The organism is Moorena producens PAL-8-15-08-1 (genome assembly GCF_001767235.1).
Lineage (GTDB): Bacteria > Cyanobacteriota > Cyanobacteriia > Cyanobacteriales > Coleofasciculaceae > Moorena > Moorena producens_A.
The window spans coordinates 4427680-4448775 of the sequence record NZ_CP017599.1 but is presented as its reverse complement, the minus strand read 5'-3'; the positions used below and the strand labels follow the sequence as shown (position 1 = coordinate 4448775).

19 protein-coding genes and 1 other RNA gene are annotated in these 21096 nt (G+C 43.5%); 8 read left to right on the top strand and 12 right to left on the bottom strand.

Features of this window, described 5'->3' with window-relative positions; translation table 11 throughout:
• The first annotated feature begins 347 nt into the window (after positions 1-347).
• Positions 348-2612 carry a glycosyltransferase gene (locus BJP34_RS16515; RefSeq protein ID WP_070393283.1) on the top strand — a complete coding sequence of 755 codons (2265 nt, stop codon included), beginning with the start codon at positions 348-350 and terminating at the stop codon, positions 2610-2612.
• A 94-nt stretch (positions 2613-2706) separates the two neighbouring features.
• Here the strand turns inward: BJP34_RS16515 and BJP34_RS46470 are convergent, their stop codons facing one another.
• The 3 genes from BJP34_RS46470 to BJP34_RS16505 all read right to left on the bottom strand — a co-directional run bounded on the left by BJP34_RS46470 (position 2707) and on the right by BJP34_RS16505 (position 4890).
• Complete coding sequence (locus tag BJP34_RS46470; protein ID WP_202972105.1) at positions 2707-2853, bottom strand: nucleoside hydrolase; 147 nt, start codon at positions 2851-2853, stop codon at positions 2707-2709.
• Entirely contained in the window at positions 2814-3020 is a 207-nt protein-coding gene (locus BJP34_RS46465) for a hypothetical protein (protein ID WP_202972104.1), read from the bottom strand. The genes BJP34_RS46470 and BJP34_RS46465 overlap by 40 nt, the downstream gene beginning before the upstream one ends.
• Positions 3021-3204: 184 nt before the next feature.
• Positions 3205-4890, bottom strand: a complete 1686-nt coding sequence (locus tag BJP34_RS16505) for an EF-hand domain-containing protein (protein WP_070393281.1) — start codon at positions 4888-4890, stop codon at positions 3205-3207.
• Between the two features lie 607 nt (positions 4891-5497).
• Between BJP34_RS16505 and BJP34_RS16500 the strand changes: the two genes are divergently transcribed.
• From BJP34_RS16500 to BJP34_RS16490, 3 genes are all read left to right on the top strand, one after another.
• Positions 5498-6538: an amino acid ABC transporter substrate-binding protein gene (locus tag BJP34_RS16500; protein ID WP_070393280.1), complete on the top strand. Its 1041-nt coding sequence runs from the start codon at positions 5498-5500 to the stop codon at positions 6536-6538.
• 143 nt (positions 6539-6681) lie between these two features.
• Positions 6682-7851: an amino acid ABC transporter permease gene (locus BJP34_RS16495; RefSeq protein WP_070393279.1), complete on the top strand. Its 1170-nt coding sequence runs from the start codon at positions 6682-6684 to the stop codon at positions 7849-7851.
• Between the two features lie 196 nt (positions 7852-8047).
• Positions 8048-9265, top strand: a complete 1218-nt coding sequence (locus tag BJP34_RS16490) for an amino acid ABC transporter permease (RefSeq protein WP_070393278.1) — start codon at positions 8048-8050, stop codon at positions 9263-9265.
• Between the two features lie 25 nt (positions 9266-9290).
• Here the strand turns inward: BJP34_RS16490 and BJP34_RS47550 are convergent, their stop codons facing one another.
• On the bottom strand, positions 9291-9503 hold the full coding sequence (locus BJP34_RS47550; RefSeq protein ID WP_229424403.1) for a hypothetical protein: 213 nt from the start codon (positions 9501-9503) through the stop codon (positions 9291-9293).
• Between the two features lie 289 nt (positions 9504-9792).
• Between BJP34_RS47550 and BJP34_RS16480 the strand changes: the two genes are divergently transcribed.
• On the top strand, positions 9793-10584 hold the full coding sequence (locus BJP34_RS16480) for an amino acid ABC transporter ATP-binding protein (protein ID WP_070393276.1): 792 nt from the start codon (positions 9793-9795) through the stop codon (positions 10582-10584).
• 75 nt (positions 10585-10659) lie between these two features.
• Here the strand turns inward: BJP34_RS16480 and ribD are convergent, their stop codons facing one another.
• Positions 10660-11781, bottom strand: coding sequence for a bifunctional diaminohydroxyphosphoribosylaminopyrimidine deaminase/5-amino-6-(5-phosphoribosylamino)uracil reductase RibD (ribD, locus tag BJP34_RS16475; RefSeq protein ID WP_070393275.1), 1122 nt, complete (start codon positions 11779-11781; stop codon positions 10660-10662).
• 165 nt (positions 11782-11946) lie between these two features.
• Positions 11947-14001 (bottom strand): protein kinase domain-containing protein, encoded by a 2055-nt coding sequence (locus BJP34_RS16470; protein WP_070393274.1) that lies wholly within the window; start codon positions 13999-14001, stop codon positions 11947-11949.
• 391 nt (positions 14002-14392) lie between these two features.
• Here BJP34_RS16470 and BJP34_RS16465 point away from each other — a divergent pair, with 391 nt between their 5' ends.
• On the top strand, positions 14393-15232 hold the full coding sequence (locus BJP34_RS16465; protein WP_070393273.1) for an HAD family hydrolase: 840 nt from the start codon (positions 14393-14395) through the stop codon (positions 15230-15232).
• 22 nt (positions 15233-15254) lie between these two features.
• On the opposite strand, the gene mreD is transcribed toward BJP34_RS16465, so the two are convergent.
• The 3 genes from mreD to BJP34_RS16450 form a co-directional block, all read right to left on the bottom strand.
• Complete coding sequence (mreD, locus tag BJP34_RS16460) at positions 15255-15800, bottom strand: rod shape-determining protein MreD (RefSeq protein WP_070393272.1); 546 nt, start codon at positions 15798-15800, stop codon at positions 15255-15257.
• 240 nt (positions 15801-16040) lie between these two features.
• On the bottom strand, positions 16041-16781 hold the full coding sequence (mreC, locus tag BJP34_RS16455; protein ID WP_070393271.1) for a rod shape-determining protein MreC: 741 nt from the start codon (positions 16779-16781) through the stop codon (positions 16041-16043).
• 124 nt (positions 16782-16905) lie between these two features.
• Complete coding sequence (locus tag BJP34_RS16450; protein ID WP_070393270.1) at positions 16906-17913, bottom strand: rod shape-determining protein; 1008 nt, start codon at positions 17911-17913, stop codon at positions 16906-16908.
• Between the two features lie 366 nt (positions 17914-18279).
• Here BJP34_RS16450 and BJP34_RS16445 point away from each other — a divergent pair, with 366 nt between their 5' ends.
• Complete coding sequence (locus tag BJP34_RS16445) at positions 18280-18645, top strand: single-stranded DNA-binding protein (protein WP_070393269.1); 366 nt, start codon at positions 18280-18282, stop codon at positions 18643-18645.
• Between the two features lie 114 nt (positions 18646-18759).
• Here the strand turns inward: BJP34_RS16445 and BJP34_RS48980 are convergent, their stop codons facing one another.
• Together BJP34_RS48980 and ssrS are read right to left on the bottom strand one after the other, a co-directional pair.
• Positions 18760-18894, bottom strand: a complete 135-nt coding sequence (locus tag BJP34_RS48980) for a hypothetical protein (RefSeq protein ID WP_267876589.1) — start codon at positions 18892-18894, stop codon at positions 18760-18762.
• 137 nt (positions 18895-19031) lie between these two features.
• Positions 19032-19214: non-coding RNA, 6S RNA (gene ssrS, locus BJP34_RS16440), on the bottom strand.
• 124 nt (positions 19215-19338) lie between these two features.
• Here ssrS and BJP34_RS16435 point away from each other — a divergent pair.
• Positions 19339-19842 (top strand): CRR6 family NdhI maturation factor, encoded by a 504-nt coding sequence (locus BJP34_RS16435; RefSeq protein WP_070393268.1) that lies wholly within the window; start codon positions 19339-19341, stop codon positions 19840-19842.
• A 260-nt stretch (positions 19843-20102) separates the two neighbouring features.
• Here the strand turns inward: BJP34_RS16435 and BJP34_RS16430 are convergent, their stop codons facing one another.
• Positions 20103-21065 carry a glycosyltransferase family 9 protein gene (locus BJP34_RS16430; RefSeq protein WP_070393267.1) on the bottom strand — a complete coding sequence of 321 codons (963 nt, stop codon included), beginning with the start codon at positions 21063-21065 and terminating at the stop codon, positions 20103-20105.
• Positions 21066-21096: the final 31 nt, after the last annotated feature.

Genomic DNA, 21096 nt, shown 5'->3' with positions numbered 1-21096 from the left:
GCCTGAGTTTTTGTTAAAAAATTTAGTGAATACTTCTCAAGTCTAGCTCAGAAAAAATTTTATTGATTAAAATATCCCGAAATCGGCAAGTTAAGTAAATTTTAATATTTGCCTCAGCTTAGATTAATCTCTTATCAATATCATCTAGATTATTCCCATACTATTTTAGTAGTTTGGTTGAGTTTAAACTAACAAGTTATGATACAGCAATTGGTGTAATGGTGTTGCCCAATTCAAGGGGCAAATAATTGCTATAACCTTTATACTAACAAGCTTTAGAATACTAGCACGCTTTTTAATTTGCTATTACTTATTCCCTGCCCACAGCGCTATACCTGTTTTTAGACATGACAGTTCCCAAAGTGAGCTACTCAAACTCTAGGTGTTCTTCTAACAAACCAGTTTTTAGGTTACGAGCCGCAACGGTCGTGATGCTGATTCTAGTTAGTAGTTTTAGTGCGATCGCTCTAGCTTGGTTGACTGGTCAGGGGCAGATTATACAGCTATTTGCTCAGCTGCATGTCTGGCAAAGAAACCCACCGATGTGGCTGGAAGCACCAATGGTGACTCAGCACCACTACTTATTGCTACCAACAGTTATTTTAATGGTAGTTGTCCTGGGGGTAACGAAACTCTCTCCCCGTCCTCGAACTTGGTCTAGAAATTTAGTGGTGGGGATTTTGCTAGCACTCTTGGCACGATATCTGCTCTGGCGAATCTTCTCTACCCTCAATTTAGTGGATCCCCTTAATGGTGTCTTTAGCCTAGGATTATTTTTACTGGAAATGTTGTTGCTAACCAGCAGTATTATCCAGCTATTTTTAATGTTAAGGGTCAAAAACCGTAGCGCTCAGGCTTCCCAGTTATCATTAGATGTTATTTCAGGAAGGTTTAATCCTTCTGTGGATATCTTAATCCCAACCTATAATGAACCCTGTTTTATTCTAAAGCGAACAATTATGGGTTGTCAAGGGATAGATTATGATAACAAAAAGGTTTATTTACTAGATGATACCAAACGTCAAAATGTCAAACAACTAGCTGCTGAATTGGGGTGTAACTATATAACTCGTCCAGATAATTCCTATGCCAAAGCAGGAAACTTAAACCATGCTATTCCAAAGACATCAGGGGATTTGATTGTATTCTTTGATGCGGATTTTGTCCCAACTAAAAATTTTCTGACTCGCACCGTAGGTTTTTTTAAAAATAGTAATGTGGGATTAGTCCAAACTCCTCAAAGCTTTTATAATCCTGACCCGATTGCCTACAATTTAGGTTTAGAAGATGTGCTATTGCCAGAAGAAGAGGTATTTTATCGGCAAGTTCAGCCCATCCGCGATGGTGCTGGCGGTGTGGTTTGTGCCGGAACTTCCTTTGTTGTTAAACGTGATATCATAGAAGCAGCTGGTGGTTTTGTAACCGATTCTTTGACTGAAGATTACTTTACTGGTATTCGGATAGCAGCGATGGGTTACCAGGTTATTTATTTAGATGAAAAACTTAGTGCTGGTTTAGCCGCAGAAAATATTGCTGCCCATGTAGCTCAACGATTGCGGTGGGCTCAAGGAACATTACAGGCATTTTTTATTGATGCCAACCCTCTAACTATTCCGGGGTTAAAACCGATCCAAAGGCTAGCCCATTTAGATGGATTACTAAATTGGTTTACCGGTTTATCTCGCTTCGGATTCTTGTTAATGCCCCTAGCTTATTCCTTTCTAGGGGTGATTCCCTTACAAGCAACCCCTGGTGAATTGTTGTATTTCTTGCTACCTTATTATCTGATACAGCTCACAGTTTTTTCTTGGTTAAACCTCCGTTCCCGGTCAGGGTTGTTGTCGGATATTTACTCATTGCCTTGGTGTGTTCCTATCAGCTTGACAGTTATACAAGTCATGCTCAATCCTTTTGGGAAAGGATTTAAGGTAACACCCAAAGGAGTAAAACGCGATCGCTTTGTGTTTAACTCGAAGTTGGGATTGCCTTTGATTATCCTATTTATCGCGACAGCAGTTAGCCTATGGCAAAATTTGAGTACTTCTGTGATGTATTGGGGGAGTGGGATATCAGCTACTGACGCTCAGATGATTCAAGGTCTGAGTCTAGGTTGGATTTGGAGTATCTATAACCTGATCATGTTGGGTATTGCTTTATTGATTGTAGTGGATGTTCCCAATCCGGACCTTTACCAGTGGTTCAAGTTGCGCCGAGTGGTGCGGCTTGAGATCGGAAATCGCACTGTCTGGGGTATGACCACCAAGATTTCAGAAATTGGTGCTCAAGTGGCCTTGACGGAGGTGGCTGATTTAGGATTAGATACCGGAAACACTGCCAGTGAACCGTTGCCAGTGGAACTAGAGATGATCGAAGAAAAGCTACAGTTGTCAGGAGTAGTTACTGAAATTGACAACAGTGGTGAGGAAGCTAGTCTACGGATTATGTTTGACCCATTAACTCTCCAACAGCATCGCACTTTGGTAGAGATGCTCTTTTGCCGTCCGGGTCGATGGCAGCGACGGGAAAGTCCATCAGAAATGCGATCGCTTTTACTGTTGTTTAGGATTTTGCTGAAACCCCGAGTACTATTTGATCGCCAGGGTAGGAGTTGAGAAACTCTCAAGAGTTTACCAGTGCCTGTCTATCACAATTCTGGCGGGGTGACAATAGTAGCTAGAAGAATAGTAGCTAGAAACCAGACATAATCTATTGATCTTGCAGGGTGGTGCGATCGCGCTGCAGAGCTGTTGCAATATTGGTCAATGGTCCTAGAGTCACAATGGTCAAGTCGCTGCCATATTCCTGGGCAGCTTTCAGCAATACATCAACAGCATCTTCTGAAGAAGGCTCCATGGTAAGTTGGGGATACTTGGGCTGCCATCAGCATTTTTGAACTGATCCAGTTCTCCCAGTCCATCGGAGCCATGAATGCCTGCAGCATTGAAGGGAGGACGCACCAGAGGTTTTTCACAGCCTTTTGCCACTAGGGGAGGCTGGTTTGGTTGAACAATGTCAATCACCCGCAACACATTATTAGCAGCTTTATGAAATCAATATTGCCAGCTAACACGGTGACTGATTTGAGCTCAATTTGTTCACAATTCAGGGCCATGACAATTGCGAGGGCATCATCAGTACCCCCATCACTACCCCCATCAGTATCGATAAATGGGACGGGCTTGGGAATTAAGCATTGTGTTCTCCTTACATTGCTAACGATGCCAGCTCATCCATCGACACCATACCATCTTTATCCACATCCAACACCTCAAACATCAGGCTGATTAATCCTTTATGAGTGCGGCCTGTCCGTTCTGCCAATGCTGCCTGTAGTTCTGCGGGGGAAATATAGCCATCCTGATTTTGATCGAGAAAGGCAAAGGCATTTTTGACACCCTGTTTCAGCTCTTCTGTGGTGATTTCTCCATCGCCATCAGCGTCCCATTCCTCATAATCAACCAGGACTCTCCAAGCATCTTTCATGCAGCTTTCCACGATCAGGTTTTGGCCTGGAAGACATTGCTCCAAAGGCGGAGCACCACCGTTTGCGTTGACATAATCTACCAACGGTTTGATTTTATCGAGCCCCCTCAACAAGAATTGGACAATACTGAGGTTGTAAATCTTTTGAGGGTCAAATGGAGCGTGGTTAATGCTGACAATTTTTAGACTCGGGTAGTCTTCAATTACTACATCAAGATCGGCATGGAGAAAATTGGATGCTTCCCGATCGGGCGTGCCGCGAGTTTCGGCGATCGCCTCTTGTAAGATGTACCCTGGCACCTGAATCAAGGCCATTTCGGTATCCAATGGCATCTCTTCCAACAAATCCCTATATGTGAACGATTCTCCCTTCTCATAGTCTCGCTTACCCCTAAAGGATCCTCCCTGGATCATAACTATATCGACATTCTTCAAGCTTTTTTTGATATAAGAACATAGGGTTGAGGCCACTTTTTCCGGTTGGAATCGCGTCCGTTTAGAGGACATGGGTTCTTTCACCTCAAAAATTTCCACATCCATCAGCGAACCTAGAAAATTTTGGGTACTTTCTACAAACTTTTGGACCTTGGGATCCGCATCAAAATGGCTGGCTGGCAACAGATGAACAGCACTATGCCACTGCTCGGAAGCATCCCACCAGACATCAACAACAACCACATTAGTAGCATCAGCACCAGCCTTAACAATCAGGCTCCGCTCAATTTTCTCAATATAAATCTCATGGTCGTGCCCCCCAACAATTACAGGAATCTTACCACTAAGTTGGTCATCTTGCTGGATCCCCGTGGCTAGTTCCCGATCTTCCGCAATGGTCTGATGGGTCAGCGGAATCAGCATGGTTGCGTCATTGGAACACTTAGACCAGGTTTCCTTTAAAGCATCAAAGATCGGTTGAATGGTTAGGTTCGTCCCTGGTCTGAAAATATCGGTATTGTTAGTGCAAAATCCAGCAAAGGCAACTCTACGAGAACCGACTTCAACAATGTCATATTTCGGTAGTGGCTGACCACTGGCATCGACAATTGGCAAGTCCAAGATGTTGCTATTTAAGCATTTCCCTTCGTAGGTTTTGAAACGCTCACCTAGGACATCCAGGCTGACATCGAATTCATGGTTGCCAAAGCAAATATAATCAATGTTGACTACCTTGAGCACGTCCAGCATGGCTTTACCGCCATCAAGGGAGGTAATTAAACAAGGAGAGAGAAAGTCCCCGCTGAGGCAGGCAATCACCACGGCATCTTCCGATGTTTCCTTCAGGGATTTAATCACTGTTTCCACGTAGGGATAATTCTTGATGTCGTAAACATCATTGATCGAAATGATTCTGAGATAGTTGCCCACCGCCTCTCGGGGTTTGGGCAGATACAATCGAGGAGTTGTCATGAGGGAAAGTAATATTTAGGAATATTTCAGGAATATTCTATAGCAAAATCGTCAACAAAGAGATCAGCAAAAATTATAATTAAAATAGTTTCTTAAGAATTACACTGATGCCAGTGACGGCGTTACTGAATACACAGATGCATCCAGAGCAGGCACCGGAACATCCCAAGACTTGAGGTTTGCTCGAGATTTAGGATTACCTTTAGTCTATAAATACTTATTTTTTTTACGTGCCTGTCCGGCTTATTCCCACCTGAGTTTTCCAAAAAAACTTAAAAAGAATTACAATTAAAATTTGGTAACTACAATAACTACATTTCCCTGGTCTAAATTTCCCGACAACTGCAGCGAAGTTTACTTTACTTACCCATTAGCAGCCGATCCATAGGATAGCAATCCGTGTAGGAATTGTGATAATTTTTGATGCCATATTCCCTACTCCCTACTCCCTACTCCCTACTCCCTACTTGCTAGATAACTAATCTAGCTGCATAAGTGATCTAACCAACTTGATCTAAAATGCAAGCAAGCTTAAGCAGCGGAAACTCATGTAAGTTGATCGCGTGAGGCCGTTGTCTATCTAAAAAACAAGACCAAGAAAAAACTTATGCCTAAATGGAGTTCTCTGGTACTAGCCACTCTAGTATTAGTTGCACCCTTGACAGCCTGTGAAGGAGGTGGGACAAGCGCTACACAAAGCCGCTTAGATATAGTCAAAAGCCGTGGCAAGCTGATTTGTGGTGTTGACGGTGGCATTCCCGGATTTAGCTTTGTGGATGGGAGCGGTAACTACTCCGGGCTAGATGTGGATGTCTGTAAAGCAGTTGCTGCTGCTTTGTTTGATGACCCAGGAGCAGTAGAGTACCGTAACCTTGACTCCACGGAGCGATTTCCCGCCGTCCGGAATGGTGAAGTGGATATGCTCTCCCGCAATACCACTTGGACTCTTAGCCGAGATAGCTCTACCAATAACTTAGAATTTGCCCCTACTACCTTTTATGATGGTCAGGGCATGATGGTGCGCAAAAACAGTGGGATTAAGACACTGAAAGATTTTAAAGGCAAATCCGTCTGTGTGGAAACTGGAACCACTACTGAGTTGAATTTAACCGATAAGATGCGGGAAGCAGGTGTTGAATTTGAGCCAGTGGTATTTCAGAAAGCAGACCCTGCTTATACTGCCTATGACGAAGAACGTTGTGACGGCATGACTTCTGATAAATCCCAACTACTGGCCAAACGTAGCACTCTGCCTAAACCTGATGATCATATACTTCTAGATGTTACCATGTCCAAGGAACCCTTGGGACCAGTAACTATTAATAATGACTCCGCTTGGTTTGATGTCGTCAAGTGGGTGACTTTCGCCTTGATTGAAGCCGAAGAGTTAGGCATTACTAAGGCGAATGTGGCACAAATGGGCAGCAGTCCTAACCCGACTGTAAAACGCTTCCTGGGTGTTGAAGGTGACTTAGGCAAAGGTCTCGGTTTAGAAAACGATTTTGCAGCACGAGTGATTAAGCACGTCGGTAACTACGGCGAAGTCTATGACCGGAACTTGGGTAAAAGTTCTCAGTTTAAACTCAATCGGGGTCTCAATGACCTCTGGACTCGTGGGGGTATTTTGTATTCTCCACCCTTCCGTTAAAGGCTTGTTAACTATTGAAGATTAAAGGTTACAGGTTGAAACTTCAAACTTTCAACCTGTAACCTTTAATCTTAAACCTTCAACCTTCAACCAACCAACCTTCAACCAACCAACCTGTAACCTGCAACCAAAACAACTAACGAATGACAAGCAATATAGGTCAAAAGCCTCCTTTGTGGCGAGATGACCGATTTTGGCGCATTGCCATACAAGTCCTATTTGTGCTGGTGGTGATTGCGGTCGTGGCATGGCTAGGCACCAACTTAAGCCGAAATATTCAGCGACAAGCGATTAAATTGGGGTTTGATTTTCTCCAAGATCAAGCCAAATTTGGTATTGGCGATACTCCCATTCCCTACAAAGCCACTGACCCCTATAGCTATGCTTTATTGATCGGACTGGCTAATTCATTGCGGGTGATGGTGTTTGGGATTATCCTGACAACTATTGTTGGTATTACCGCCGGGATAGCTAGTTTTTCTGACAATTGGCTAGTGAGTAAGCTGAGTCTGCTTTATGTGGAAATAGTGCGAAATACACCACTGCTGCTGCAATTGCTATTTTGGTACTTTGGGATTTTCTTCCAACTGCCAAAACTGTCGGAAAAAATTCAGTTACCTGGGTCGATATTTTTGAGCAAGCGGGGAATTTATATTCCTTGGCCTCCCTTCACCACCCAGCTGTTTTTGTGGTTGGTGGTTTTGCTAGTCGGTGCGATCGCAGCAGTTTTAATCTGGCAGTGGCGCACTAAAGTGATGGTAGAACAAGCACAATCCGGTCAGCCCCAGTTAATTGCTTTAATTGCGATCGCCATTGCTGCTGTCTTAATTATCATCATCGGTTTTGCTTGGCAAAGACCGCAAGTTATAGACACAGGTAATATTGAAGGGGGACTCCGGCTAACTATTGAGTTCTGTGCCTTACTAGCTGGTCTAGTCTTTTACACAGGTGCATTTATCGCCGAAATTGTCCGAGCTGGAATACAGTCAGTACAGAAAGGACAGTGGGAAGCAGCAAGATCCTTGGGACTTAAGTCAGGCTTAGCTATGCGGTTAGTTATTTTTCCCCAAGCCTTGCGGGTGATTATCCCTTCCCTAAACAGCCAATATATGAACCTAGCCAAAAACTCCAGTTTAGCATCGGCTATTGGCTACCCAGATATCTACTCCATTGCTCAAACCACCTTCAACCAAGCCGGTCATGAAATAGAAATAATCGTAGTGATCATACCCCTGACCTATCTAACCATTAACCTGATCATTTCTTTCGTGATGAACCTGTTGAATCGGACAGTTCAATTGCAGGAAAGATAATTGGTTAACTGTTGACTGACTATAGCCGTTATAAATTAATTAATCAATCAGGAAAAATAATTACCGTTTTTTACATTACCCAAAATCTTTCTATACTTTCTTAAATCTTGCTAGCATGCCTATTGCCTCTTGCCTATTGCCTCTTGCCTTTACTTAAAGGAGTATGTTCACAATTAAACTAAAAATGCTATAGATAATGACTACTGTTAATTCTCAACCTCCTGAACTAGCACCACCTCCTGAACTACAGGTTAATCCAGTTACCTGGATAAAGAAAAATTTATTTAGTACTTGGTATAATAGCCTATTAACGGTTAGTGTTTTCTGGTTTCTATTCGTAACCGTTAAAGGCTTGATAACATGGGCAACCACTGAAGCCCAGTGGGATGTTATTACAGATAACTTTCGTCTGTTTTTTGTAGGAACCTATCCCGCCACCGAAAACTGGCGTCCATGGTTGATTCTGGGAATTATTGTCTTCCTATCCGGGATAACTTGGGGAGTTTTAGCAAGAAATATTCCCACTCTATTTAGTCGCAATGTGTTAATAGCTCTTGTAATCAGTGGTGTTATCTTAGTGCTATTTCCAGTAGCAATTCCCTATCGCTTATTGCTGTTAGGAATAGTAGTCTTACTGGTAGCTAGTGCTTGGGGAGGACAACAGGTTGCTAAGACTCAACCAAAACTGGGGAATTGGTTACCTTTAGCTTGGTTTATTGCTTTATTAATCTTCCTGTGGCTTCTGGGAGGAGGACTCGGATTAAAACAGGTATCCACTAATCAATGGGGTGGTTTGTTGCTGAATGTCTTAGCCGCAGTGGTCAGTATTTTAATCTGTTTCCCCCTAGGTGTATTACTAGCCCTAGGACGACAAAGTACCTTACCAGTTGTGCGGGGCTTCTCTATCCTTTACATTGAACTAATCCGAGGATTACCGCTGATTGCAATTTTGTTCATGGGACAAGTAATTATCCCACTATTTCTACCACCAGGAATGCGGCCAGACCGGGTGTTACGAGCAATAATCGGTCTGACTTTATTTAGTGCTGCTTACTTAGCCGAAAATGTGCGAGGAGGACTGCAATCTATACCTACGGGTCAAATCGAAGCTGCTAAAGCATTGGGTTTAAATACTCCCCTATCGGTAGGGCTGATTGTTTTACCTCAAGCACTCAAAGCTGTTATTCCTGCCATTGTCGGTCAGTTTATTAGTCTGTTTCAAGACACAACTCTCCTATTTGTTGTAGGTCTAGTGGAGTTGCTTGGTATCGGTGATTCTATCTTTGCCCAAGCCAAATTTCAAACCCCCTATCAAGAAGTTTACCTATTCGACGGACTCCTATTCTGGTTATTTTGTTACGCCATGTCCACAGCCAGCCGACGCCTCGAAAAACAATTAAATGTAGACCATTGAATCTAGATTCTAGCAATTATCATAGCTATGAGGTAGACAATTTACGGATTTTAGGGAACAGGGAATAGGGAATAGGGAATAGGGAATAGGGAACAGGGAATAGGAAATAGCCCTGCGCTGCATCAAGACGGGGAATCAACGTCAAAGAAGAAAATACCTCATAACTGCGATAAACGCTATATAACCTTAAACCTGTAACCTTAGAGGTTGTCTGAGAAGTCTCATTGGCTACATCCAAGCCCCCTAAATCCCCCAATTTTGCGGTGCGACCCGTGGCGAATTTAATTCGCCTAGCGATGCAGCGCGGTCTTGGGGGTTCCCCCCATGAGCGACTGCATCAAGACAAGGAAAGCGCACCGGGGGGGACTTTTAGAAGCAAATTGACTCTTGTTCCCCCCAAAGTTGGGGGGCTAGGGGGGCAAAATTCAGTATCAAAAAACTTGGGAGATATCCTCTTAAACCTGTAACTTTAAACTTGTAACCTTCAACCTGTAACCCAATCTAACCTTACTCAAGGGAAAATAATTATGACCAATCAACAACCGATCACTGCTTCTCAAGACCCAGTTAATTCCGGAGATACTGAATCCATGATCATCGCTCAAGATGTTCATAAGTGGTATGCCAGCAACCAATTTCATGTTCTGCGTGGTGTCAGTCTAGAAGTCAAGAAAAAAGAAGTAGTGGTGGTCATGGGGCCTAGCGGGTCTGGTAAATCCACCTTTATTAGGACATTTAATGCTCTAGAAGACTATCAAAAAGGAAAAATTATTATTGATAACATTGAACTATCCCATGATTTGCGAAACATTGATACTATTCGCAAAGAAGTGGGGATGGTTTTCCAACAATTTAACTTATTTCCTCACCTGACTGTGCTGCAAAATGTCACCCTTGCTCCGATTTGGGTGCGCCGCTGGAAAAAAGCAAAAGCTGAAGAAATTGCCATGCAGCTGTTAGAGAAAGTCGGTATTCTCGAACAAGCCAAGAAGTATCCCGGTCAACTGTCAGGGGGACAACAGCAACGGGTAGCTATTGCCCGTGCTTTGGCAATGCAGCCTAAAATAATGTTATTTGATGAGCCTACCTCAGCTCTCGACCCAGAGATGGTGCGAGAGGTACTCGATACTATGCGATCGCTTGCTGATTCTGGGATGACTATGGTTTGCGTTACCCACGAGGTAGGTTTTGCTAGAGAAGTTGCAGACCGAGTGGTATTAATGGCTGATGGCAAGTTGGTGGAAGAAAGTACACCCCAGGAATTTTTCAACAATCCTCAACATGAACGTACTAAGCAGTTTTTATCCCAAATTTTATAAATATAGCAAAATGTTTTACCTCTTGCCTCTTGCCTCTTGCCTCTTGCCTTTTTCCTGCTCCCTACTCCCTACTCCCTACTCCCTCTTAGAAGGTATATAACCTTCCACTACATAATCAGATCCTATCTGACGCCAACTGACTCGTTCTAAGGTTAGAGCATCAGTCATGAGTGTCAAGCCTAAATCTCCTACTGGTGAGGGACCACCTTGACCACCGATGATTTTTGGAGCAATAAAGGCTACGATTTTTTGGACTGCACCATCTGCGATCGCATTTGCAGCTAAGATACCACCACATTCCCATAACACACTGGAAAGCTGCCTGTCATATAAATATGCCATGACTTGAGAAGGCGTCAGGGGATTCAATACCACCACCTCTACACCCTGGTTGACCAGATGTTGATATAAATCTCCCTCAGTTCCGACCTCTGTAAACACCAACGTAGGGACATGATCCGTTTGCCAAACACGAGCATCTCTGGGTAAGTCGAGGGTGCGACTCATGATCACCCGTAGGGGATTCGGTAGGTTTGGATTGTGACTAGTCAAATTGGGGTTATCCTGACGCACCGTATTACCGCCCACAATCACTGCATCGCAAGCTGAACGCATTTGATGCACCCAACTGCGGGACTTTTCCCCTGTAATCCATTTGCTGTGACCACTGGTAGCAGCAATTTTGCCATCTAAAGTCATGGCATACTTGAGAATTCCCAATGGACGCTGGTAAAGAATGCGATGAATAAAGCCTTCATTGAGCTGACGGCAAGCAGCCTCTTCCACACCTACCACCACTTCAATTCCAGCCGCCCTTAACCGTTCAATACCTTTTCCAGATACCCGTGGATCAGGGTCCACCATCCCCACCACTACTTTAGCCACTCCAGCCTTAATTAACGCTTCTGTACATGGAGGGGTTCTACCATAGTGATTGCAGGGTTCCAGATTCACGTAAACCGTTGCGCCCTGGGCATTTTCCCCAGCCTCTGAGAGGGCAAACACTTCCGCGTGGGGTTGACCAGCAGCGGGATGAAACCCTTCCCCAACAATTTCCCCATTGCGGACAATTACACAACCCACTAAAGGGTTGGGTGTAGTACGTCCCTGGGCTCGCCGTGCTAGTTGGATACACCGCTGTATCATGGCTTGCGCTAAGGGAGTTTCAGGAAAAGATGTCTCAGGAGAGTTGTCCATTTGTCTATTACTATTCCTCTGTTAGTATTCGTTTGTTACTATTGAGAGTTTTTTTTTAATCATTAATGAATTCCATTAGCATTTCATTAACTTTAACTCTAAACTATAAACGTCATTAAATTCAAAGTTTTCACCAATATCTTAACCATAAGAATCACTTAAAAACTAATGAATTAACTGTGGCAAATTCCACAGTTTTATTATTTTTTTTCCCCCACTAGTAGCAATTGTATGGCAATCAGGACTAATCGCAAAATAGTCAATTGGATTTGGAAAACCATTTAGGGTGTAGATTAGTTTTTCATTAGCAAAATCCCACACTTTTATCGTTTTATCTGCACTTCCACTGAACAACTTCTTACAATTAGCACCGATAGCTAGTTCTTCCACATAATTGGTATGATCAGTTAGACTATTGACTTCTTCTCCAGTATCTAGATTCCAGACTTTGATAGTATTGTCAGCACTAGCACTAAACAATCGTTGTCCATCCGGACTTATGGCTAGAGAATTAACATAGCTATCATGGCCTTTTAGAGTCCGGAGTACTTCCCCAGTGTTGATATCCCAAATTTTAATTGTATTATCAGCACTAGCACTAAATAGTTCTTGATCATTCTGACTAATTAATAAAAAGTTAATTGAACTTTGATGACCTTGGAGAGTGCGGAGTTCTTCTCCCGTGTTGATATCCCAAATCTTAATCGTCTTATCGGCACTAGCACTAAACAATCGTTGTCCATCCGGACTAACCGCTAGATGATTAATATAACTCTTATGACCTTGGAGAGTGCGGAGTTCTTTTCCCGTGTTGATATCCCAAATTTTAATCGTCTTATCGGCACTAGCACTAAATAAGTGTTGTCCATCGGGACTAATAGCTAGATAATTAACAAAGCTATTATGACCTTGGAGAGTGTAGATTTCTTCTGCCGTGTTGATATTCCAAATTTTAATCGTCTTATCGGCGCTCCCACTAACTAATAATTCGCCATCTTGACTAATGACTAGGTAATTAACCCAACTTGAATGAGCAGTGAAGGTCTTAGTGTTAACTACAGATAATTCTTGAGCAGATATTTCTTGATATTTTCTAAGGGAAGGATTATAGGATTGATACAATAGCCAACCACCAGCACCAAATAATCCCACCACCAAAGTCAATATCCCTCCTAACCACCATCTTCTTCTTGGGGTTTTGACAACTTCCGTTTCTATAGAAATATTGGGTTGAGATTTAGTTTTTAAGCTTTGGTTGGTGGTACTCGCTTTTATTAGATTAGTATTAGCCTGTGAAATACTAATAAAAGATGAAATATTAGCGATATCATTTAAAATTTGCTGAGTTTTCTGAGGTCGAGCTGCTGCCGTTCGTGCCATCAAACTATCAATAAAGTCGGCTAGCTGATCAGAGATTTGAGGAGCATGATCACGCCAATTAAATTGATCATTTAACGGATCATAAACACTCTGATCGGTGACTGATTTCCCAGTTAGTAAATAAACAAAGGTTCGCCCCAGAGCATAAAAATCGGACTGTGGGACTGCATACCCTTTTTCTTGCTCTGGGGGAGTATAGCCATGGGAACTAATCTTGGTCACACTGCCTCCACCACCAATTTCCGCTAGGTAGGTATAGGTCAACTCTCTAGCGGTGCCAAAGTCAATCAATACCAATTGCCCATTGGCACGGAGCATGATGTTTTCTGGCTTGATATCGCGATGGAAATAGTTTTCTTGGTGAACAAGATGCAAAATCTCTACTATCTGCTTTAACCATTTAAGGGCTTGCGGTTCTAGAATTGGGTGATTGCCCTGTTGCCTCATCCACTGCTTCAAGTTAAGTCCATCAATTTTCTCCATGATGATGCAATGCAGCGGCTCCTTACTCTGTCTAGGAAAAAACTGAAAGTAGCCCTCTGGATCGATTTGAGGGATACCAGGATGAGTCAGCTTGCTCAATACAGCTGCCTCTTGGCGAAATAGTTCAATAATTCTGGATTTCGAGTTGTGCTCTGGCTTAAGCACTTTTAAAATTTTTGGTACTGCCCCGTTGTAAGCTTCGTAAACCTTACCAAAGCCACTTTGGTCACTTAACAGGCGCATCACCCGATAGCGACCTTGTAATAACAAATCTGAGCCACAATGGCGACAAACGAGATTCGTCATGTTCCCTGGGTCATCTGGTTGAAGGCACAGGGGATTGATACAGTAGCTCATGCCTAGCTACAAAGAGATAGTGGTCTTATCTCAATATTAGGATGGGGGTTTTGAATTAATCTACTCAAAGCAATATTTTCGCTCATTACGCCCCTAGTAGCTCAACAGCAGGAGTGAACAGATCAATATATAGGTTTTTACATGCTAGTACAAACTTGCAGTCATCGAATGCAATTGTTGCCTAATTTAGCCTAAGTGCTGCTCGAGTTACTTAGGGCTACAGTTTTTTTGAACTATATATAGTTTTTTTTAGACCGCCAACGATCAAAATAGTTTCTCCAAAGAATACAAAATGGTATCAATGTCGCGTCAACCAGGTGCGAAAATACACTAAAACTGGTACATTGTAAAGAAGTATTTCAAAAAGCCCAGCCCAGCCAAAATCTAATCTATGAACTGTGTTGCTGCCCCAGACAGGCAATTATCCCGATTTTACCTGCCTCAAAATACAGTCCCCTACTTGCAACAACTGACCGTATTCTGTGATTTTGACGGTCCGATTGTTGATGTTTCCAATCGCTACTACACCACGTACCAGCTAGCACTAACCGATACTCAAGGCTTCTACCAAGCTAAAGGTATAAGCTTACCGATCCAGACCATGAGTAAACAGCAGTTCTGGCAAATGAAGCAAGAACGCATCCCTGACGAAGAAATTGCCATGCGCTCAGGGTTACGAGGAGAGCAAATCGATTTCTTCTTGGGGCGTGTGATCAAGATTGTGAATCAATCTGCCTTATTGAACAAAGATCAGCTGCAACCAAACGTAAACTGGGCCTTACCTTTGCTGCATTCTTATGGTATCAGACTAGTTCTGGTGACATTGCGTTGCACATCCCAGGTCAAACAGATATTGAGCAATTACGGTTTAACTCGTCTTTTTAGCGGCATTTATGGGACCACAGAAAACCACCATGCTTATCAAAACTATGCTCAGGTCAAACAGGAACTTCTCCAACAAGCACTGTCTGAGCATAGTACTTCATCCTATACCGAACAATCTCCGCTGGCTCAACCGTCCGTATCTGCTTGGATGATTGGTGATACAGAAGCCGATATTCTCGCAGGACAAGCCCTCTCAATTCCCACCATAGCTCTTACCTGTGGCATTCGTTCTCAATCATATCTCAAGTGGTTTGAACCCACTCATATCTGTAGCGACCTACTTTGTGCCACCTCTTATCTATTAGAACTCTCTAGAGCTGTTGACTCTACCAAACTTGCTATGTAGAAAAGTATATGTAAAAAAAGCATCACGATTCCTCCATTGAATTGCACCACTGCCACCATCGATTGAGTGGATAGTAGACGACTGGTGCCCAAAGACTACTGAGAATTGCAGAACAGATGGCAATACGCTGATGGTCTGTCCAGATTTGTGCTAATTGGCGAGAGCCTTGAAAACTATGCTGAATAGCAGTCACTGTTTCCCCAACAATCGCCATGCCAAACACAATTAAAGCTACTGAAATAAAATCTTCCTGAATATACCGTTGCTTTTGAATCAGAGCAGTCAAGATCCCCACGATGGCAAGGCTATAGACATGGGTAGGCTCAGGGAATGTCATACCATCTTGCACTAACCCCAATACCAACCCTGCGAATGCTCCTTGAAAGGCTGTGCGTTTCATGCTCCAGGCCACAACCCAAATCAACAGCCAGTTGGGAGCGATTCCCAGTAATTCCATTCCAGGTAAACGTGTCATTAATAAGATTGAGCAGAAGATAACTGAAATAACAGTCACTGCCCAATTGATTGTTCGACGAACCCAAATAGAAAACTCAGACGTGTTGGTCATTGTTGATTAGACCTCTTGCAAAAGTTTTTCCTGGTATAATCACTAGTCTGGGAATTTCCGAGTTAGCGATCGCTTTTGACTAACAAACGTGCTTTGTACTTTGTTTGTGTATAAGCCTAGTACAGTTTGTGTATAAGCCTAGTACACAATCTACGTAATTTTTCCCAAAACTATTATTATAACTCAAAATATTTTTGCAAGAGGTCTATTAGTCATGGGTTATTGTTCATTGGTCATAAATCATGGGTGATTGGGATGAATAATCACCCACTCCAGATAACTCATGGGGGCTGTCAGCTCAATAATCGCCTCTGGCGCTGGACTTTTGTCAAGAATAACAGACTCTACACGTCCTAGGGGTAAACCAGCTGGGAAAAGCTGGCTAACAGTGGAGGTAGCCACAGCATCACCAGGACGGACGTTTGGCACTTTATCAAAAAACTGCATTATTGCCCGATTAGTTCCTTGTCCACCCAAAAAACCCATGCTACGGCTACGGCTGATCACGGCACCTACCTTACTAGTGGGGTCACTGATCAGCAAGGCACGACTGGTGTGGGGTGTCACGCTAACGACTCTACCCACTATACCGCCAGGTGCCATAACAACGAAGCCCGTTTTGATTCCAGCTTCACTCCCTCTTCCCAGAATGATTTCTTGCCACCAACTGTCAGCGCTACGTCCCACAACAGGCGCAACAATTCTTAGTTTATTCTGGGTTTTCTTATAACCTAACAGCTCTTTTAGCTTCTGGTTTTGGGTTTTGAGTTCCTCTACCTGCTGTTGTAGTTCCAGTATCCGCGCATTAGAGAGGCTTTCTTCTCTTGGAGGTAGCGATTGAAAAGGGCGGGTTATCAATTGATAGATTTCAAAAATTGTTGCACCCTGAGTTGTTCTCAGTAACCAAGCAGCAATCAGGGTAAGACTCCCCAGCATAATTGCTACTCCATGTCTCCCCCACCAGCGACGCAGCATGTACATAGCCTATCCATAAAATAGTCAGATTTTGGCTAATCAGTGAATTTTTACACTAGCCACACTCAATCTACACTCTTGATATATTGAACAAAAATACTCTTTAAGGTTGATGTTTAATAGCTAACCACTACATATTACGGGAACGCCCACTAAACACCCGCTCTAACTGTTTGTAGTTCTCTAATACTCGACCAGTTCCCAAAACAACACAGCTGAGTGGATCAGCTGCCACATGGGTGACAATGCCACTTTCATGACTAATAAGTGTATCTAATCCTTTCAATAAAGCACCACCACCCGCCAGCATAATACCTCTATCAATAATATCAGCTGCCAGTTCGGGGGGAGTCCGTTCTAGAGTGCGCTTAACAGCATCAACAATAACAGAAAGGGGTTCTGCCATACTTTCACGAATCTCTGGTCGTTTGATGGTGACAGTTCGTGGCAAGCCAGACAGCAAGTGTAATCCTCGCACTTCCATGGCAGCTTCATTATCCTCAGGTGTCGGATAGGCTGAGCCAATGCGGATTTTGATGTCTTCTGCTGTCCGTTCCCCAATCACTAGGTTATGGACTTTTTTCATATACTGAGTGATTGCCTCATTCAGTTCATCTCCCGCAACACGCACTGATTCACTTAGAACGGTCCCCTGTAAACTGAGAACTGCTACCTCAGTGGTGCCTCCACCGATATCAATAATCATGTTACCCGTTGGTTCTGCTACAGGTAATCCAGCACCAATGGCTGCTGCTACTGGTTCATCAATTAACCTAACTTCTCTAGCACCAGCTTGTAATGCGGCTTCCATGACGGCTCGTCGCTCCACACCTGTGACACCGCTGGGGATACCAATCACAATTCGAGGTGAAACTAGGGCTTTGCCTTCGTTTACCCGCTGGATGAAGTGCTTCAGCATCAGTTCAGCGGTATCGAAGTCAGCAATCACACCATCCCGTAAAGGACGTAGGGCAACTACATTACCTGGGGTTCTTCCCAACATCTTTTTTGCCTCTTCGCCTACGGCTAGAGGAAGCTTTTCGTCTTGATCAATGGCAACCACAGAAGGCTCTTGAAGAACAATGCCCTTACCAGATACATAGACTAAGGTGTTAGCTGTACCCAGGTCTATACCCATGTCCCGTGACAGGGAAAAGTGATTTAAAATACTCACTAGTTTCTACGCCTCACAAAATGCTGTGTACAACCGAAATTGCACCGAAACTGTAACTGAGGTGGATTCTATTATGTTTTATCCAGTTAGTCTAGTACGCTAGTACACTACGTAATCATGATTCTCCGGATACTCTTTAGAATAAATTTCTGCAAATACACCCAACTGCAAATACACAACGGTTTCACTGGCTCAAGTTAAGCTTAAGTTAACTAGAATTCTCTTGATTATTGACTTGCTTCGGTCAGTTAAAATAAGTTAGTAATTGTTATACACCAGCTAAATCTGCTATTGTAGAGCCATAACCAGTACAAAAGTACCAATATAACTATGAGTCTCAATGTTGTCCACTTAGTCGGCCGTGCAGGTACAGACCCAGATGTTAAGTATTTTGAGTCTGGGGGTGTATTGTGTAAACTGGCCTTGGCAGTGAGACGACGGACACGCAATAGTGATCAGCCTGACTGGTTCAACTTAGAGATTTGGGGGAAGACGGCGGAAGTAGCTGCTAATTATGTGCGTAAAGGTAGCTTAATTGGTGTAAAAGGGTCTTTGAAGATTGACACTTGGAGCGATCGCACCACCGGAGCTGATCGCTCACAACCTGTGATCCGAGTAGAGCGCCTTGATTTACTTGGCTCTAAGCGTGATAGTGACCCCAGCGCTGTCAGCAGCTATGATAACACCGAATTTTGAATAGTTTTGATTTATACTCAAACCTCCTAACTAATTAGCTATTAGCTTTGGAGGAAAGTAAGAGCTAGACTAGTATAGGTCTAGATTTCTCCGCTAGGTTCCGATACTTTTTAGCTACCAAAGTCTACCAAAGGCAGACCCTAGCTCGCCAAGGCAAGATGCCATCGCATCCAGGGGGTATCTCCCAAAGCTCTGACGGAATATCCCGTGAGCGCCATAAAATAGCAAATTACTTGAGGCAATGGCCAAGCTTTGTGATACTTTTGCCTACTGTCCACTAACTTTTTCAGCCAATTCCTGTATTTAGGTTATTACTTACCAGTTGCCGATCACTAGTTGCCGATCACTAGTCACACATCCTTCAGACGATGATTGTCTGATCCTACAGGTTCACCAAGAAGCCGTCTTACCTCAGTTTATGACCTGGCTAACCAGGTGGGCACCGTCGAATCTCGCTTGAAGTTTCTGGGTATTTTCCCAGTCTACTGCCGCAAATCCGATTAGTTCCCTTATATACATGAGCATAGATCAAAAAACACTATTGGCAGTCACCAACTTCCCAGTAAAACCTGCTGACTCTATTGTAGTAGTTGCTCAAAATATCTGCAACATCTAGGTGTTTGAGCACGGAAATGCCTAGCAGGAGAAAATAGTGTAAGACTTGACTGATTTTATTGATATTGGAACTATTGCGTGACTACAATCATTTCCTTAAATACTAACCATTTCCAAACCTTAGACTTGTCTCCAGCTCAGACAGTGATTGAAACGTGGCTGCAAGACGGTGCGATCGCAAACTATGAGCAGCAGCTAGGCTTTAAGATTGATTTTGATGGCGATCCTGAGGATCCTCGGGAATTCTCAGAGATCCCAGAGGTGCGGTTATGGTTTGTGCGCTTGGATGCTACCTATCCCTGGTTACCTTTTTTACTAGATTGGAAATCTGGGGAATTCGTCCGCTATACTGCTATGCTAGTGCCCCACCAATTTAATCGTACAGAAGGCATCCAGTACAACTCTGAAGCCTTAGAAATTTTTGTGATGCAGAAGATATTTGTACTTACTCAATGGTTAAAGCAGTGGGGTATACAGAGCCCATCCCGCCTCAAGTCGATGGCTCAGTTACTCGGCTATGAACTTGATGATACTTTGTTTGATCTGATCGAAACCTCAGGGGGTGATATTAAGTCCGGTTGAATACCCATGATAAATAAGATGGATAGGGAGATGGGGAGATGGAGTGGAGGCTCATCAGTATAAGAAACGCTATCTTGGCATAAGAAATACTATGAATGGGCAGCTTATGCCTGTGCAAAGTACCTGTGCAAAGTATAAGTCCACATCGGGTTGATGATCATCTCAATCAACCCCTATAGCGTCAGCTTTCCATCCTCAACAGAGTTTGGGGATAACAGAAAAGCACCTTGATTACTTTTTCAAGAAATACTGGGAGCCTATTAGCTACCCCAAATTTGCTCTAATACAGTTTCCGGTTTGATATCAGCAATCCGACCGGTAGGTGATTGAATACCGTATACCCCCTCCTTGACAGGTAGTAGTTTTTTTGCTTCTGTCGGACCAAACAAGGCAATGGTAGGAGTACCAACAGCTACAGCTAGATGCATCGGTGCACTATCGGTACACAGCATCAAATTAGCACCAGCAATCATGGCTGCCAATTTACCAATATCTTCTGGAGCACTAACTTTGAGGTCACGATAGTACTCCATCATAGCCTGGCACCATTCTGCATCCTCTGGCCCTTTTAGCAAGACAATGGGAAGATCGGGTTGTTTTTGGCGAATGTCCTCAACAATCTGCTGCCATTTCTCAACTGGGTAGATTTTATCAATTCCTTGGGACAGAGCCAGTTGACTAGAACCGCCATGAATAAGAATGTAGCCAATTTCTGGAATGTCTAGCTGTTGCTGTTGAGCTTCTGCCCACTCAATATCTGATTTGGGAACCCTAACCGCGAGTTCTTGACAAGGAACGTTAATACCGAAACCTAGTAGTAAGTCGTGGTACATATGGGCAGCATACTGCTCAGTTTTTAGGGGCACAGGGTTGGTAAAAAACAAATCCCTTGAACCAGCTTGGTAACCAATTCGACGCACAATACCAGTCATCCAGAGCAACAGCCCAACTGACCACCGACGTCCCAGGGTCATCGCAGCATCGTACTCGCGATCGCGGATCACTCCCAACAAGTTACCAAAATCTGCGAGACCATTGCGGTCTTTAAAATCAAAGGTTAGGACTTCATCGACTGACTGACAAACCCGATAAGCCCCCTTGGCTCGCGGTTCCACAATAACGTCAATCTCAGCTTTGGGATAATACTGTTTTAGTTGTGAGAGGGTGGGAAAGAACAGGATTTGGTCGCCAATTCCACCAGGGACAAGGGCTAGTATTCTCATCTCAAATTACTTGAGCTTACGGATCAGCTTA

Bases quoted from the DNA above. Each gene is read 5' to 3' on its own strand.
- BJP34_RS16515 (WP_070393283.1), top strand. From the start codon at position 348: ATGACAGTTCCCAAAGTGAGCTACTCAAACTCTAGGTGTTCTTCTAAC.
- BJP34_RS46470 (WP_202972105.1), bottom strand. From the start codon at position 2,853: ATGGAGCCTTCTTCAGAAGATGCTGTTGATGTATTGCTGAAAGCTGCC.
- BJP34_RS16505 (WP_070393281.1), bottom strand. From the start codon at position 4,890: ATGACAACTCCTCGATTGTATCTGCCCAAACCCCGAGAGGCGGTGGGC.
- BJP34_RS16500 (WP_070393280.1), top strand. From the start codon at position 5,498: ATGCCTAAATGGAGTTCTCTGGTACTAGCCACTCTAGTATTAGTTGCA.
- BJP34_RS16495 (WP_070393279.1), top strand. From the start codon at position 6,682: ATGACAAGCAATATAGGTCAAAAGCCTCCTTTGTGGCGAGATGACCGA.
- BJP34_RS16490 (WP_070393278.1), top strand. From the start codon at position 8,048: ATGACTACTGTTAATTCTCAACCTCCTGAACTAGCACCACCTCCTGAA.
- BJP34_RS16480 (WP_070393276.1), top strand. From the start codon at position 9,793: ATGACCAATCAACAACCGATCACTGCTTCTCAAGACCCAGTTAATTCC.
- ribD (WP_070393275.1), bottom strand. From the start codon at position 11,781: ATGGACAACTCTCCTGAGACATCTTTTCCTGAAACTCCCTTAGCGCAA.
- BJP34_RS16470 (WP_070393274.1), bottom strand. From the start codon at position 14,001: ATGAGCTACTGTATCAATCCCCTGTGCCTTCAACCAGATGACCCAGGG.
- BJP34_RS16465 (WP_070393273.1), top strand. From the start codon at position 14,393: ATGAACTGTGTTGCTGCCCCAGACAGGCAATTATCCCGATTTTACCTG.
- mreD (WP_070393272.1), bottom strand. From the start codon at position 15,800: ATGACCAACACGTCTGAGTTTTCTATTTGGGTTCGTCGAACAATCAAT.
- mreC (WP_070393271.1), bottom strand. From the start codon at position 16,781: ATGTACATGCTGCGTCGCTGGTGGGGGAGACATGGAGTAGCAATTATG.
- BJP34_RS16450 (WP_070393270.1), bottom strand. From the start codon at position 17,913: ATGGGTATAGACCTGGGTACAGCTAACACCTTAGTCTATGTATCTGGT.
- BJP34_RS16445 (WP_070393269.1), top strand. From the start codon at position 18,280: ATGAGTCTCAATGTTGTCCACTTAGTCGGCCGTGCAGGTACAGACCCA.
- BJP34_RS16430 (WP_070393267.1), bottom strand. From the start codon at position 21,065: ATGAGAATACTAGCCCTTGTCCCTGGTGGAATTGGCGACCAAATCCTG.